Origin of the sequence: Variovorax xiamenensis (assembly GCF_050916385.1) — a bacterium.
In the GTDB taxonomy this organism is placed as follows: Bacteria; Pseudomonadota; Gammaproteobacteria; order Burkholderiales; family Burkholderiaceae_C; genus Variovorax.
This window is the reverse complement of sequence record NZ_CP139038.1, coordinates 2,755,664-2,768,499: the sequence shown is the minus strand read 5'-3', so window position 1 is coordinate 2,768,499 and position 12,836 is coordinate 2,755,664. Positions and strand designations below refer to the sequence as shown.

Annotated in this window: 14 protein-coding genes; 11 read left to right on the top strand and 3 right to left on the bottom strand. The window is 68.7% G+C overall.

The window, feature by feature from the left end:
* Positions 1 to 40: 40 nt before the first annotated feature.
* Together miaA and SFB74_RS12295 are read left to right on the top strand one after the other, a co-directional pair.
* Positions 41 to 1,069: a tRNA (adenosine(37)-N6)-dimethylallyltransferase MiaA gene (gene miaA, locus SFB74_RS12300; protein WP_432731087.1), complete on the top strand. Its 1,029-nt coding sequence runs from the start codon at positions 41 to 43 to the stop codon at positions 1,067 to 1,069.
* A complete protein-coding gene (locus tag SFB74_RS12295; protein ID WP_432731086.1) occupies positions 1,066 to 1,719 on the top strand; it encodes an ABC transporter ATP-binding protein in 654 nt (217 codons plus the stop codon). Before miaA ends, SFB74_RS12295 begins: the two co-directional genes overlap by 4 nt.
* Before the next feature lie 16 nt (positions 1,720 to 1,735).
* Here SFB74_RS12295 and SFB74_RS12290 read toward each other — a convergent pair whose 3' ends face one another.
* Entirely contained in the window at positions 1,736 to 2,698 is a 963-nt protein-coding gene (locus SFB74_RS12290) for a threo-3-hydroxy-L-aspartate ammonia-lyase (RefSeq protein ID WP_432731085.1), read from the bottom strand.
* A gap of 125 nt (positions 2,699 to 2,823) precedes the next feature.
* Between SFB74_RS12290 and SFB74_RS12285 the strand changes: the two genes are divergently transcribed.
* The 5 genes from SFB74_RS12285 to SFB74_RS12265 all read left to right on the top strand — a co-directional run bounded on the left by SFB74_RS12285 (position 2,824) and on the right by SFB74_RS12265 (position 7,545).
* Positions 2,824 to 3,534 carry a GntR family transcriptional regulator gene (locus tag SFB74_RS12285; RefSeq protein ID WP_432731084.1) on the top strand — a complete coding sequence of 237 codons (711 nt, stop codon included), beginning with the start codon at positions 2,824 to 2,826 and terminating at the stop codon, positions 3,532 to 3,534.
* A complete protein-coding gene (locus SFB74_RS12280; RefSeq protein WP_432731083.1) occupies positions 3,531 to 4,406 on the top strand; it encodes a phytanoyl-CoA dioxygenase family protein in 876 nt (291 codons plus the stop codon). Before SFB74_RS12285 ends, SFB74_RS12280 begins: the two co-directional genes overlap by 4 nt.
* 5 nt (positions 4,407 to 4,411) lie before the next feature.
* Positions 4,412 to 5,779, top strand: a complete 1,368-nt coding sequence (locus SFB74_RS12275; protein WP_432731082.1) for an NAD(P)H-dependent oxidoreductase — start codon at positions 4,412 to 4,414, stop codon at positions 5,777 to 5,779.
* Between the two features lie 168 nt (positions 5,780 to 5,947).
* Positions 5,948 to 6,316, top strand: a complete 369-nt coding sequence (locus tag SFB74_RS12270; protein ID WP_432731081.1) for a YciI family protein — start codon at positions 5,948 to 5,950, stop codon at positions 6,314 to 6,316.
* Positions 6,313 to 7,545 carry an RNA polymerase sigma factor gene (locus SFB74_RS12265; RefSeq protein WP_432731080.1) on the top strand — a complete coding sequence of 411 codons (1,233 nt, stop codon included), beginning with the start codon at positions 6,313 to 6,315 and terminating at the stop codon, positions 7,543 to 7,545. The genes SFB74_RS12270 and SFB74_RS12265 overlap by 4 nt, the downstream gene beginning before the upstream one ends.
* A gap of 17 nt (positions 7,546 to 7,562) precedes the next feature.
* On the opposite strand, the gene SFB74_RS12260 is transcribed toward SFB74_RS12265, so the two are convergent.
* Complete coding sequence (locus SFB74_RS12260) at positions 7,563 to 8,288, bottom strand: NUDIX hydrolase (protein ID WP_432731079.1); 726 nt, start codon at positions 8,286 to 8,288, stop codon at positions 7,563 to 7,565.
* A 105-nt stretch (positions 8,289 to 8,393) separates the two neighbouring features.
* On the opposite strand from SFB74_RS12260, the gene SFB74_RS12255 reads away from it, so the two are divergent.
* The 4 genes from SFB74_RS12255 to SFB74_RS12240 are packed head-to-tail and all read left to right on the top strand — an operon-like array spanning position 8,394 to position 11,321.
* Positions 8,394 to 9,239 carry a TIGR02452 family protein gene (locus tag SFB74_RS12255; protein WP_432731078.1) on the top strand — a complete coding sequence of 282 codons (846 nt, stop codon included), beginning with the start codon at positions 8,394 to 8,396 and terminating at the stop codon, positions 9,237 to 9,239.
* Positions 9,236 to 9,844, top strand: coding sequence for a DUF4291 domain-containing protein (locus SFB74_RS12250; RefSeq protein ID WP_432731077.1), 609 nt, complete (start codon positions 9,236 to 9,238; stop codon positions 9,842 to 9,844). Before SFB74_RS12255 ends, SFB74_RS12250 begins: the two co-directional genes overlap by 4 nt.
* A gap of 17 nt (positions 9,845 to 9,861) precedes the next feature.
* Positions 9,862 to 10,422, top strand: a complete 561-nt coding sequence (locus tag SFB74_RS12245; RefSeq protein ID WP_432731076.1) for an NADAR family protein — start codon at positions 9,862 to 9,864, stop codon at positions 10,420 to 10,422.
* Positions 10,419 to 11,321, top strand: coding sequence for an ADP-ribosylglycohydrolase family protein (locus SFB74_RS12240; RefSeq protein ID WP_432731075.1), 903 nt, complete (start codon positions 10,419 to 10,421; stop codon positions 11,319 to 11,321). Before SFB74_RS12245 ends, SFB74_RS12240 begins: the two co-directional genes overlap by 4 nt.
* A gap of 9 nt (positions 11,322 to 11,330) precedes the next feature.
* Here SFB74_RS12240 and SFB74_RS12235 read toward each other — a convergent pair whose 3' ends face one another.
* Positions 11,331 to 12,776, bottom strand: coding sequence for a serine hydrolase domain-containing protein (locus SFB74_RS12235; protein WP_432731074.1), 1,446 nt, complete (start codon positions 12,774 to 12,776; stop codon positions 11,331 to 11,333).
* Between the last annotated feature and the right edge of the window lie 60 nt (positions 12,777 to 12,836).

Here is a 12,836-nt window from a genome sequence, read left to right as displayed (position 1 = left end):
ATCCGGCCGGGCCCGCGCCATTTGCTACGCTCGGCGCACCATGTCTCCCAGTTCCGACGCGGCCGCAACGGCCGCCACCCGGGCATCGCCGGATGCCGCGCCTCCTTCGACTCCTCCGCGCTACGTCGCGCTCGCCGGCCCCACGGCCTCGGGCAAGACGGCCGCCGCGCTGGCGCTCGCGCGCCTGCTGCCGGTGGAGATCGTCTCGGTCGACTCGGCGCTGGTCTATCGCGGCATGGACATCGGCACCGCCAAGCCCACGCCCGCCGAGCAGGCCGCCGTGCCGCACCACCTGATCGACATCCTCGATCCGCGCGACAGCTACAGCGCCGCCGCCTTCGTGGCCGACGCCACGCGGCTCATCGGCGAGATCCGCGCGCGCGGCGCATTGCCGCTGCTTGTGGGCGGCACCATGCTCTACTTCAAGGCGCTGTTCGACGGCATCGATGCCATGCCCGCCGCCGACGCCGCGGTGCGCGCGCGCATCGACGCCGACGCGGCCGCGCTGGGCTGGCCCGCCATGCACGCGCGGCTGGCGCAGGTCGATCCGGTCACCGCCGCGCGGCTCGCGCCGCAGGACAGCCAGCGCATCCAGCGCGCGCTCGAAGTCTGGGAGAGCAGCGGCCGGCCGCTGTCGAGCTTTCACGCAAGCGACAACAAGGCCGCCAGCGCAGTCGAAGGCGGCGCGCTGTTCTCGCTCGAACCCACCGACCGCGCCTGGCTGCACGGCCGCATCGCCGAGCGCTTCGACGCCATGCTGGCCATGGGCTTTCTCGACGAAGTGCGTGCCCTGCGCGCGCGCGGCGATCTTTCGACCGACCTGCCCTCGATGCGCTGCGTCGGCTACCGCCAGGCCTGGGAAACGCTCGATGCCTGCGGCAATGCGGCGCTCGACACCAAGGCCATGGCCGACCTGCGCGAACGCGGCATCGCCGCCACGCGCCAGCTCGCGAAGCGGCAGATCACCTGGCTGCGCAGCATGCCGCAACGCACCGTGATCGCCTGCGACGCACCCGACGCGGTGCAGACCGCCGTTCAACTCATCGTCAGGACCGTCTCACACAGATGACGCTGCGCATATCCAACCTCGGCAAGCACTACGGTGATGCGCCTGTCTTCGAGAACGTGACGCTCACCGTCGAGCCCGGCGAGTTCGTCGCCATCGTGGGCGAATCGGGCGTTGGCAAGTCGACTCTGCTCAACTGCATGGCCGGCCTCGACAGCTGGGACCAGGGCACGGTGACGCACGACGGCACCGACATCGGCGCGCTCGACGGCGAAGCCTGCGCGCTCTGGCGGCGGCGTCATGTCGGCTTCGTGTTTCAGGCCTTTCACGTGCTGCCGCATCTCGATGTGGCACAGAACGTTTCGCTGCCGCTGATGCTGCTGGGCCAGCAGAAGGACAGCGAAGGCCGCATCGCGCACATGCTTGATGCGGTCGGCCTGCCCGGCATGGGCGCGCGGCTGCCGCAGACGCTGTCGGGCGGGCAGCTGCAGCGCGTGGCCATCGCGCGTGCACTGGTGCATCGCCCCGCCCTGCTGCTGGCCGACGAGCCCACGGGCAACCTCGACCCGACCACCGCGGCGAAGGTGATGGAGCTGCTGATCGGCCAGACCCGCGAGCACGGCGCCTCGCTGGTGCTGGTGACGCACTCGGAGAGCGCGGCGGCCCAGGCCGACCGCCTGCTTCACCTGACGGCCGGCGGCATCCGGGCCTGAGCCTGCAGCTGCGGGATTACTGCGGCGCGATCAGCGCCGCGAAGCGCGACAGGTCGACGTTGCCGCCGCTGATCAGCACACCCACGCGCTTTCCAGCGATGGCCTTGCCCGCCGCGATCGCTCCCGCGAAGGCGAGGCAGCCGGTGGGCTCCACCACCATCTTCATGCGCTCGGCGAAGAAGCGCATCGCGTCGACGAGCTGCTCGTCGGTGACGGTGAAGATGTCGTCCACGTCGCGGCGGATGATGCCGAAGGTGTACTCGCCGAGGTGCTGCGTCTGCGCGCCGTCGGCGATGGTCTTCGGCGTTTCGATGTGCACGATCTTCCCCGCGCGGAACGACTGCTGACCGTCGTTGCCCGCCTCGGGCTCGACGCCGTAGACCTTGCACTGCGGCGACAGGGCGCGCGCCGAAAGCGCCGAACCCGAGAGCAACCCGCCGCCGCCCAAGCACACGAACAGATGGTCGAGCGGGCCGGTTTCCTCGATCAGCTCCTTCACCGCCGTGCCCTGGCCCGTCAGCACGTCGGGGTGGTCGTAGGGCGGGATCATCGTCATGCCGCGCTCCTGCGCGAGCCGCTTCGTCAGCGCCTCGCGGTCTTCGGTGAAGCGGTCGTACATCACCACCTCGGCACCGTAGCCCTTGGTGGCCGCGACCTTGGCAGCAGGCGCGTCCTTGGGCATCACGATCACCGCGGGCATCTCCAGCAGGCGCGCCGACAGCGCGATGGCCTGTGCATGGTTGCCCGACGAGAAGGCGATCACGCCGCCCTTGCGCTGCGTGGCGTCGAACTTCGACAGCGCGTTGAACGCACCACGGAACTTGAACGCGCCCATGCGCTGGAAGTTCTCGCACTTGAAGAAGAACTCGGCGCCCCAGCGCTCGTTGGCGGTGGTGGAGCGCAGCACCGGCGTGCGGTGGGCATGGCCTTCGAGCCGCGCGGCCGCGGCGATGACGTCGTCGTAGGTAGGTAGTTGCATGGGGTCGAGCTTAGCGGCGGCCTGCAATTTTTTGCAGTCCCGATGGGTAAAAACCCGGTATGCGTGGCATCGCGGAACTCCGTACTCTGTATACAGAGTTCAAAAACTGGCGCAAGGAGACAGCCATGCCCGCCCAGCTCGTCAGCATCGAAGTCGCTCCCGACCTCGTCGACCAGGTCTACCGCGCCCTGCTCGGCGCCATCAGCAGCGGCACGCTCGCGCCGGGCGAGCGCATCACGCAGGAAGACATCGCCTCCCGCCTCTCGGTGTCGCGCCAGCCGGTGCTGCAGGCGCTGCGGCTGCTCAAGAAAGACGGCTTCGTGCTCGATGCTCCCGGCCGCGGCGTGCTGGTGGCGCCGCTGGAAGCCGAGGCGATGCGCAAGGTCTACCAGGTGCGTGGCGCGCTCGACGCGCTGGCCGCGCGGCTGGCGGCGCAGCAGCGCTTTCGCATCGACCCGAAGCTCATCGAGCGCGGCCGGCGCGCCGCGCGCGGGCGCAATGTCGAAGCCATGCTCGACGCCGACGTCGCCTTCCACCAGGCCATCTACGAAGCCTCGGGCAATCCGCTCATCGGCCAGAGCGCCGATCCGCACTGGCGCCACCTGCGCCGCGCGATGGGCGCGGTGCTGCAGGCCGAGCCGCAGCGCGAGACGCTGTGGGACGAGCACGAGGCCATTGCCGAAGCCATCGCCGCGGGCAATGCCGATCGCGCCGCGCGCCTGAGCGAGGAACACGTCTCGCTGGCCAGCGAGGCACTGAGCGAGCGGCTGCGGGCACATGCCGCGTCCGCCCATACCACCACTGCCACACCCACGAGAAAAGGAGACAAGGCATGAAACTGACACCCGAGCAGCGCGCGCAGTTCGAGCGCGACGGCTATCTGTTCTTCCCCGGCCACTTCTCGGCCGAAGAAACCAGGGCGCTGACCGACGCGGTGCCCGAGCTCTACGCCAGGCGCGAGGCCTTCAACGTGCGCGAGAAAGGCTCCGACGCCGTGCGCACGAACTTCGCCGCGCACCTCGTGAGCGAGCCCTTCGCCCGGCTCGCGCGCCACCCGCGCATGGTCGAGCCGGTGACCGATCTCTTCGGCGAGGAGGTCTACATGCACCAGTTCAAGATCAACGGAAAGATGGCCTTCGAAGGCGACGTGTGGCAGTGGCACCAGGACTACGGCACCTGGCTCAACGACGACCTGATGCCCACCGAGCGCGCGATGAACGTCGCGATCTTTCTCGACGACGTGAACGAGCACAACGGACCGCTGATGTTCATCCCGGGCAGCCACCGCAAGGGCGTGGTCGATGCCAGACATGACCTCACCACCACCAGCTACCCGCTGTGGACCGTCGACAACGACCTGATCCGCCAGCTGGTGGATCGCGCCGGCGGCAAGCAAGGCGGCATCGTCTCGCCCAAGGGGCCGGCCGGCTCGATGATCCTGTTCCACAGCTGCCTCGTGCACGCCTCGGGCAGCAACCTCTCGCCCTTCAACCGCGTGGCGGTGTACCTGAGCCTGTGCGCGGTCAGCAACCACATCCGCCGCCACAAGCGGCCCGAGTACATCGCGCACCGCGACTTCACGCCCATCGAACTGCTGCCCGACGACTGCCTGCTGAAGCCCTACCCGGTGGAAGTGCCGTGGAAGAACGGCCTGCCCGAGAGCGCGCTGCGCACCTCGCCCGATGTCCTCGACACGGTGGAGGCCTGAGTGACATGAGCCTCCATTCCCGCCTGCAGCAGCGCGCCGCCGAAGGCCGCCCCATCCGCGTCGGCCTGATCGGCGCCGGCAAGTTCGGCGCGATGTATCTCGCGCAGATTCCGCGCACGCCCGGCGTGCAGTTGGTGGCTATAGCCGACCTGTCGCCGGACGCGGCCCGCGTCAACCTCGAGCGCGTGGGCTGGCAGCGCGAACGCGCCGCGGCCGCCTCGGTGCAGGAGGCGCTGAAGCTCGGCACCACCTGGATCACCGACGACTGGCAGGCCGTGACGCGCGGGCCCTCCATCGACATCGTGGTCGAGTGCACCGGCAACCCCATCGCCGCCGTGGAGCATTGCCTCGACGCCTTCGCCCACGGCAAGCATGTGGTGAACGTGACCGTGGAGGCCGACGCCTTCTGCGGCCCGCTGCTCGCGCGCAAGGCGCAGCAGGCCGGCGTTGTCTATTCGCTGGCCTTCGGCGACCAGCCCGCGCTGATCTGCGACCTGGTCGACTGGGCGCGCACGTGCGGCTTTCCGGTGGTGGCGGCCGGGCGCGGCCACAAGTGGCTGCCGCACTTCACCGAATCGACGCCCGAGACGGTGTGGGGCAACTATGGCCTTACGCCCGAGCAGGCGAAGCGCGGCGGGCTCAATCCGAAGATGTTCAACAGCTTCCTCGACGGCTCCAAGCCTTCGATCGAAAGCTCGGCGGTGGCCAACGCCACCGGGCTCACCGTGCCTTTGGACGGCCTGCTCTACCCGCCTGCCAGCGTGGAGGACATCCCCTTCGTCACGCGACCGAGGAGCGAAGGCGGCGTGCTGGAGCGCAAGGGCATGGTCGAGGTGATCTCCTCGTTGGAGGCCGACGGCCGGAAGATCCCGTACGACATCCGCATGGGCGTGTGGGTCACGGTCGAGGCCGAGACCGACTACATCAGGAACTGCTTCGAGGAGTACAACGCCCACACCGACCCGAGCGGGCGCTACTTCACGCTCTACAAGCGCTGGCACCTGATCGGGCTCGAAGTGGGCATGTCGGTGGCCAGCGTGGCGCTGCGCGGCGAGCCCACCGGCGTGGCCACCTGCTGGAACGCCGACGTGGTCGCCACCGCCAAGCGCGACCTCGCGGCCGGCGAGATGCTCGACGGCGAAGGCGGCTACACCGTCTGGGGCAAGCTGCTGCCGGCCGACCGCTCGCTGCGGCTGGGCGGGCTGCCGCTGGGGCTGGCGCACAACGTCAGGCTGGCACGCCCGGTGAAGAAGGGCCAGAGCCTGAGCTGGGCCGACGTGGCCATCGACACCACCACCGCCGCCTACAAGGTGCGCAGCGAAATGGAAGCATTGTTCGCGCCCAAGCCCCAGGTACGGGCCCAAGCCGCCTGACCGCCAGCTGAGAACCCGCCCGCCTCGGTGCAGCCACCGTTGCGCCGGCGGGCGTTCGCGTAAAAAATATTCTGCTCGGCACGAAGCCCGTGTCGAAATGACCGCCGGCGGGCCGTCATTGTGGTGAGCGATCCTGCTCAGCAAGCTTTTCCACGACGGAGAAACACCATGCAGTACATGTTGATGTTCTATCAGCCCGCGGCCGAATTCGAGCAACGCGAGGACGCGTCCGCGCAGGCCTACCGGGCCAGCTGGGTCGCATACGCCGACGCCGTGCGCCAGTCGGGCATCTCACTCGGCGGCCACGGCCTCTTCCCGCCCATGACCGGCACCACGCTGCGCGTGCGCGGCGACAAGCGTCAGGTGCAGGACGGCCCCTTCGCCGACACCAAGGAGCAACTGGGCGGCTACTTCGTGATCGACGTGCCCGACCTCGACGCTGCGCTCGAATGGGCGGCGCGCGCCCCCTGCGCGACCAGCGGCGGGGTGGAGGTGCGGCCCGTCTTCGTGGCCACGGCCCTGGCTGCTGCCGCATGAGCGACCCGGCGGTTCACGGGGCCGCCGAACGGGCGGCGCGCGAGTCGTATGGCCGGCTGCTGGCCATCCTCTCCGCGCGCACCCATGACATCGCCGCATCCGAAGACGCGCTGGCCGATGCCTTCGCCCGCGCGCTCGAACGCTGGCCCGCCGATGGCATTCCGCAGCAGCCCGACGCCTGGCTGCTGAGCGTGGCACGCCACCGCAAGCTCGATGCCTGGCGCCACAGCCGCGTGCAGGACCAGGCCACCCAGACCCTGCTGCTGCTCGCTGGCGAAGTCGACGACGCCGCCGACGGCAGCAGCGCCATTCCCGACGAGCGGCTGCGCCTGCTCTTCGTGTGCGCGCATCCGGCCGTCGACGCGGCGGCGCGCGCGCCGCTCATGCTGCAGACGGTGCTCGGCCTCGACGCCGCGCGCATGGCCGGCGCCTTCCTGACCGCGCCCTCCACGCTCGGCCAGCGACTCGTGCGCGCCAAGGCCCGCATCCGCGCGGCCGGCATTCCCTTCGAGTATCCGCAGTCACGCGACCTGCCGCAGCGGCTGCAGGACGTGCTCGACGGCATCTATGCGGCCTACGGCACAGGCTGGGACGACGTGGACGGCGCCGACGCCCTGCCCCGCGGCCTCACGGCCGAGGCCATCGACCTCTGCCGCATCCTCTGCGGCCTGATGCCCGGCGAGCCCGAACCGCTGGGCCTGCTGGCGCTGATGCTGTTCTGCGAGGCCCGCATGGCCGCGCGGCGCAGCGACACCGGTGCCTACGTGCCGCTCGACCAGCAGGACCCGCTGCGCTGGGACCCCGACCTGCTCGCAGAAGCGGAACTCTGCCTGCGCCGCGCCTCGGACATGAAGACGCTGGGCGCCTACCAGCTCGAGGCGGCGATCCAGTCGGCCCACTGCGAACGCCGCGTGGGCGCGCCGGTGCCGCCCGAGGCGCTGGTGTCGCTGTACGAAGGACTGCTGGCGCTGCGCTCCAGCATCGGCGCACAGGTCAGCCTCGCCTGTGCGCTCGCGAACGCACGCGGCCCCGAGATCGGCCTTCGGGCGCTGGAGGCCATTTCCGCGCAGGACGTGGCGAACTATCAGCCGTACTGGGCGGCGCGTGCGCATCTTCTCGCGGCCGGCGGCGCCCGCTCTGCCGCGCGCCAAGCATTCGACAGGGCCATCGGCCTGAGCTCCAACGCGGCGGTGCGTGCGTACCTGCACGCGATGTCGGACAGGCTCTGAAGCCCGGAGCGAGCGAGCTACTTCGTCGCGTTGAAGGTGCGCGGGAACAACGCGGCCTGCGACCGATCGCGCAGCCGGTAGCTCATGGCAGGCCGGCCGAGGCTGCCGGTGACCATGCCGGCCTCTTCCATGAATCCGCCATCGAGCATGCGCTTTCGGAAGGCGCTCTTGTCGATCTCTCGGCCCAGCACGACCTCGTAGGTGTGCTGCAGCGCCGGCAGCGTGAACGGCTCCTCCAGCAGGAAAGCCGGCAGCGAGGTGTATTCGACCTTGCTGCGCAGCCGCGCGACTGCAGCATCGAGCAGCTCGCCATGGTCGAAGGCCAGCCGCTTGCGCGAGGCCGCATCGACCTCGAACCACGCCACCTCGGCCGCATTCGCACCGCTGCGCAACTGCATCGCCTGCGCGGGAATCAGCGCATAGAAGCAGTGCGTGGCCGACCAGCCCCGAGGGTCGCGCTGCGCCCCACCCCAGCTGCCGAGCTGCTCCAGGTAGGGCGTGACCACACCGGTCTTCTCGCGCAGCTTGCGCAGCGCGCAGTCGAGCAGCGTGGCGTCCTCGTCGATGTTCACGAAGCCGCCCGGCAAGGCCCACTTGCCCGGGAAGGGCTCGTCGGTGTCGGCGGGGCGCTTCACCAGCAGCACCTGCAGGGCATCGTCGAGCACGGTGAACATCACCACGTCGACCGTGACCAGCGGGCGCGGGAAGGTCAGTGGCGGGAACTTCGAAGAAGGCTGATTCACGGATTGCTTGACTCGGGGTTATTTAGTTGTACTATACAACCCTTGATTAGTTGTACTGAGCAACTAAGAAAATGCTGTCACAACATCAACAACGAAGAACAAAAAATGAATCGCCACCAACGCATGCTCCTGGCGCAAGAAACGCTGACCATCCTTACGCAAAAGCGCTACACGGCACCTGCGGGCTTGCCCGTAGATCTCACGGCACTCGTCGATGAATGCGTGCGCTCGACCCGCTATCTCGACGCACCCGAAGCCCACGCACTGCTCGGGCAAGTCTCTACGCGGCCTCGGCAACTTCATCCGGCATCTATCGAGGTAGTCAATGAAACTACGCTCGCCGGTGTCTCGCGCGCATTGCGCAACAACAATGGCCGTGTCGCGGCGCTGAGCTTCGCATCCGCTCGCAACCCCGGTGGCGGTTTCCTCGGGGGAAGTCTCGCTCAAGAAGAATCGCTGGCAAGCAGTTCCGCCCTCTATTCGTCGCTGCTGCAAGCACCGGAGTTCTATGAGCGACACCGCGCCATGGAGTCGTGCTTGTATTCGGACGCATTGATCTTGTCGCCTGACTGCCCTGTCTTCCGTGCCGATGACGGCGGACTCATGCAGAAGCCAGAGCTGGTGACGTTCATCACCTGTGCTGCGCCGAATGCTGGTGCAGTCGCCAGGAACCAGCCGGGCGACGTCGGGCAGGTTGAGGACACGCTTCGCAAGCGCGCCGAGTTCGTGCTGGCACTGGCTGCCCTTCAAGACTGTCCCACCCTGATTCTTGGTGCGTGGGGCTGTGGCGTCTTCCGGAATGATCCGGCCATGGTGGCGCGGGCATTTCGCGACCACCTCTACGGCAATGCGGCGTGGGCGGCCCGGTTCGAACGAGTCATCTTCTCGGTGTTCGATACCTCGGTGCACCAGAAGGTCTACGAGACATTCAAAGAGGGGCTTGCATCATGAACGCGTCGCTCCCGACAGAGTCGCACCTCGCCCAGCGCGCCCGCTGGCCACAGAGCGGCCAGCACATCCTCGCCCACCATGACGAGGCATCGGTCATCGTCTACCAGGCCTATCGTCCCGCCATCGGCGAGTACGCCATCCGCCATGGCCGGCTCGACGGTCCGGACTTCAGCCTCTCGCGCATGAGCTGGATCAAGCCGAACTTCCTCTGGATGATGTACCGCTCGGGCTGGGGCACCAAGGAAGGCCAGGAGGTCACGCTGGGCCTGCGGTTGCGCCGCGCGTTCTTCGAGCGCGTGGTGCGCGAGGCGGTACCGTCGACCTTCGATGCAGCGGGCTACCCGAGCCGCGAAGCGTGGCAGGAAGCCGTCGAGCGGTCCGAGGTTCGCCTGCAATGGGACCCCGACCACTCGCCGGAGGGCGGCAAGCTGGAGCGACGCGCGATCCAGCTCGGACTGCGTGGCCGCACGCTGGCCGCATTCGCGCACGAAGAGCTGCTGGAGGTCATCGACATGCGTCCCTTCGTGGACGCACAGCGCCCGCTGGCACAGGATGACAACCCCGAACTGGAACTGCCGGTCGAGCACCAGCTCGTCATCGACTGAGAAGGAGAAAAGAAGAAATGACGACCGTACCCCGCAGCACCCGCGAGCTGCCCGCCTACTTCGCGCAGGGCCATCGCCCCGAGTACCTGCTCTTCTGGGGCCACCAGGCGCCCAAGACCGGCGTGAACAAGAGCTGCTTCAGCCAGTGGTTCGAGGCCGCGTTCAAGGTCGACGGCGTCTCGTACCGCACGGCCGAGCATTTCATGATGGCGGGCAAGGCACGCCTGTTCGGCGACAACGAAATCTGCGAACGCATCCTCGCCGCGCGCACGCCCGGCGAGGCCAAGAAGCTGGGCCGGCAGATCAGCGGCTTCGACGAGGCTGCGTGGGTTGCGGCCCGGCTGGACATCGTGACGCAAGGCAACATCGCCAAGTTCGCGCAGAACGCGGAGCTCGGCGCCTTCCTGCTCGGCACCGGCCATCAGGTGCTGGTGGAGGCCAGCCCGGTCGATTCGATCTGGGGCATCGGGCTTGCGGCCAACAGCCCTTCGGCACAGGACCCGCGCGAATGGAAGGGCCTCAACCTGCTGGGCTTCGCGCTCATGGCCGCGCGCGAAGCGCTGAGGCACCCGCAATGAGCGCCATCGAACGCTACCAGGGCTGCCTGCTCGGTCTGGCCTGCGGCGACGCGGTGGGCACCACGGTCGAGTTCCGCTCGCGCGGCAGCTTCGCCCCGGTCACGGGCATGCACGGCGGCGGCCCCTTCGGACTGATTGCCGGCGAATGGACGGACGACACATCGATGGCCTTGTGCCTGGCGGCGAGCCTGATTCATTGCAAGGGCTTCGACGCGGTCGACCAGATGAACCGCTACTGCAACTGGCGCAGCGTGGGCTACATGAGCAGCACCGGCAACTGCTTCGACATCGGCCTGACGGTGTCGGGCGCCCTCACCCGCTACCTTGCATCGGGCGACCCGTTCGCAGGCGACCCCGATCCGCGTACGGCAGGCAACGGTGCACTGATGCGGCTCGCGCCCGTGCCGATGTTTTATGCGGCCAATGACGAGGCCACATGGAAGCAGGCCGGTGAAAGCACCCGCACCACGCACGGCGCGCAGGAGGCCATCGAATGCTCGCAGCTCTTCGCGCTGCAACTGCGCTCGGCACTGCGTGGCGATAAGAAGGCCGCGATCCTTTCGACCGAACCACTGGCCCCGTTGAGCACGAAGGTCGCGGCGCTGGCGAGCGGCGGCTACGCCTCGAAGCCCGTCGAGCAGATCAAGGGATCGGGCTACTGCGTCGAGTCTCTGGAAGCGGCGCTCTGGTGCTTCGCGAACACCGGTTCCTTCGAAGAGGCCGTGCTTGCCGCAACCAACCTGGGCAACGATGCGGACACCACGGCGGCCATCTGCGGCCAGCTCGCGGGCGCCTTCTATGGTGTCGGTGACATTCCGCGCGACTGGCTAGGCAAGCTCGTCATGCGCGACGACATCGAGCGAATGGCCGGCAAACTGCTGGCACTGTCGGCAGCTTGAGCCCGCCGGTCACTCCTGCGTGACGGCAGGCGCCTCGCCCACGCGACGGCCGTCGAGCTGGCTGCCTCCCTGCATCAGCGACACGGCAACCACCGCGTTCGAGGCATCGCGCCTGAACACCAGCTGTGCCCCGATGGCAGTCACGGCAAAGCGATCGTTGCCGGTGGGCGTGAGCGCGTTGTAGCCGCGCCCCGTCTCGCGCACCAGCAGCCTGCCGCTGCGAACAGTGAAGCTGAGCGACTTGCCCTTCGCCACGCGGTATTCGCCCCGGTACTCTTCCAGCCGCTTCGGATCGACAGGCACCTCGGTGGTCGGCACCGGATAGCGGCTCTTGCCGATGGCCAGCATCACCGACTGCATCGGCGCGCGCGCGTTGCTGCTGAGCACGATCATCGCCTCGCCGGTGTCGGGCGCGAGCAGCCACAGCGTGCGGTAGCCCTCTGTGACGCCCGCGTGGTAGTAGGTGCGCCGGCCGCCCTCTGGGCCGCGCACCATCACCGCGTAACCGATCTCGGCGCCCTCGTAGCGCGCCAGCGGCGTGAGCATGCGCGCGGCGGCCGAGCCCAGCGGGCCACCGGCGCCTGCGAGGATGGCGCGGCTGAAGGTCATCATGTCGGCGGCCGTGGAACGCAACGCGCTGGCCGGCGCATAGGCCAGCATGTCGAAGAGCGGCTGGCGGCGCTCGCCCGCGAAGGCCGGCGCCATGCGCGAAGCCTTGTCGCCGAGCGTGATGACGGTGTCGTTCATACCCAGCGGCTCGGTGATGCGCGCGCGCACCAGTTCGCCCCACGAGGTGTCGTAGTGCTCCGCGAGCAACTGGCCGAGCAGCGCCATGCCGAAGTTGCTGTAGGCGCCTTCGCAAGGCGGCGCGGCGGCCGTGAGCCTGATGCGCGCGAGCGCGGCCCAGAACATGGTCTTGTCGTAGGTGCGGAACTGCTCGGCGAGCGGCGCGCCGCCGGTCACGCCGTCCGCCATCACGGGCATGCAGCCGGTGTGCGTGACGAGCTGGCGCAGCGTGACGGAGGCCACCGCGGGCGAGAGGCCGTCGACCTTGCCGGCGAGCAGCTTGCCGACCGTGTCGTCCAGCTTCAGGTCGCCGCGCTGCACCGCCTGCGCGAGCAGAAGGCCGGTGAACACCTTGGTGACGGAGCCGATCTCGAACATCGGCTGTTCGGCGCTGCCGGATGCGATGGCACGCGGCGAAGACGGCGGCTCCGGGTTGTAGGCCGCGCCGTAGGCCGCCTGCCCGTTGTGCCATGTGCCCACCACCAGCGTGCCCCGCTCGGTGCCCAGCGCGGTCCTGGCGAGAAGCGCCGGATCGCTCGCGAGCGTCAGCGGCTGTTGTTGCTGCTGCGGTGGCTGCAGCTGCGCGACCGCGTTGCCGGCCAGCAAGGGGACGAAAAGCCAGGCCGCGAGCCAGGAGCGGTACAGCAAGGCATGGGGCAGGAGCCGCATCGTCGGATTCCTCAGGCGTCGTCGAAGAGCCGCAATCCTGCCATGGTCGGACAACACCCC

Excerpts from the sequence above, each read along its gene's own strand:
- SFB74_RS12275 (WP_432731082.1), top strand. The coding sequence starts at position 4,412 with ATGAGCCTCCATTCCCGCCTGCAGCAGCGCGCCGCCGAAGGCCGCCCC.
- SFB74_RS12295 (WP_432731086.1), top strand. The coding sequence starts at position 1,066 with ATGACGCTGCGCATATCCAACCTCGGCAAGCACTACGGTGATGCGCCT.
- SFB74_RS12235 (WP_432731074.1), bottom strand. The coding sequence starts at position 12,776 with ATGCGGCTCCTGCCCCATGCCTTGCTGTACCGCTCCTGGCTCGCGGCC.
- SFB74_RS12240 (WP_432731075.1), top strand. The coding sequence starts at position 10,419 with ATGAGCGCCATCGAACGCTACCAGGGCTGCCTGCTCGGTCTGGCCTGC.
- SFB74_RS12255 (WP_432731078.1), top strand. The coding sequence starts at position 8,394 with ATGAATCGCCACCAACGCATGCTCCTGGCGCAAGAAACGCTGACCATC.
- SFB74_RS12280 (WP_432731083.1), top strand. The coding sequence starts at position 3,531 with ATGAAACTGACACCCGAGCAGCGCGCGCAGTTCGAGCGCGACGGCTAT.
- SFB74_RS12250 (WP_432731077.1), top strand. The coding sequence starts at position 9,236 with ATGAACGCGTCGCTCCCGACAGAGTCGCACCTCGCCCAGCGCGCCCGC.
- miaA (WP_432731087.1), top strand. The coding sequence starts at position 41 with ATGTCTCCCAGTTCCGACGCGGCCGCAACGGCCGCCACCCGGGCATCG.
- SFB74_RS12245 (WP_432731076.1), top strand. The coding sequence starts at position 9,862 with ATGACGACCGTACCCCGCAGCACCCGCGAGCTGCCCGCCTACTTCGCG.
- SFB74_RS12285 (WP_432731084.1), top strand. The coding sequence starts at position 2,824 with ATGCCCGCCCAGCTCGTCAGCATCGAAGTCGCTCCCGACCTCGTCGAC.
- SFB74_RS12290 (WP_432731085.1), bottom strand. The coding sequence starts at position 2,698 with ATGCAACTACCTACCTACGACGACGTCATCGCCGCGGCCGCGCGGCTC.
- SFB74_RS12270 (WP_432731081.1), top strand. The coding sequence starts at position 5,948 with ATGCAGTACATGTTGATGTTCTATCAGCCCGCGGCCGAATTCGAGCAA.
- SFB74_RS12265 (WP_432731080.1), top strand. The coding sequence starts at position 6,313 with ATGAGCGACCCGGCGGTTCACGGGGCCGCCGAACGGGCGGCGCGCGAG.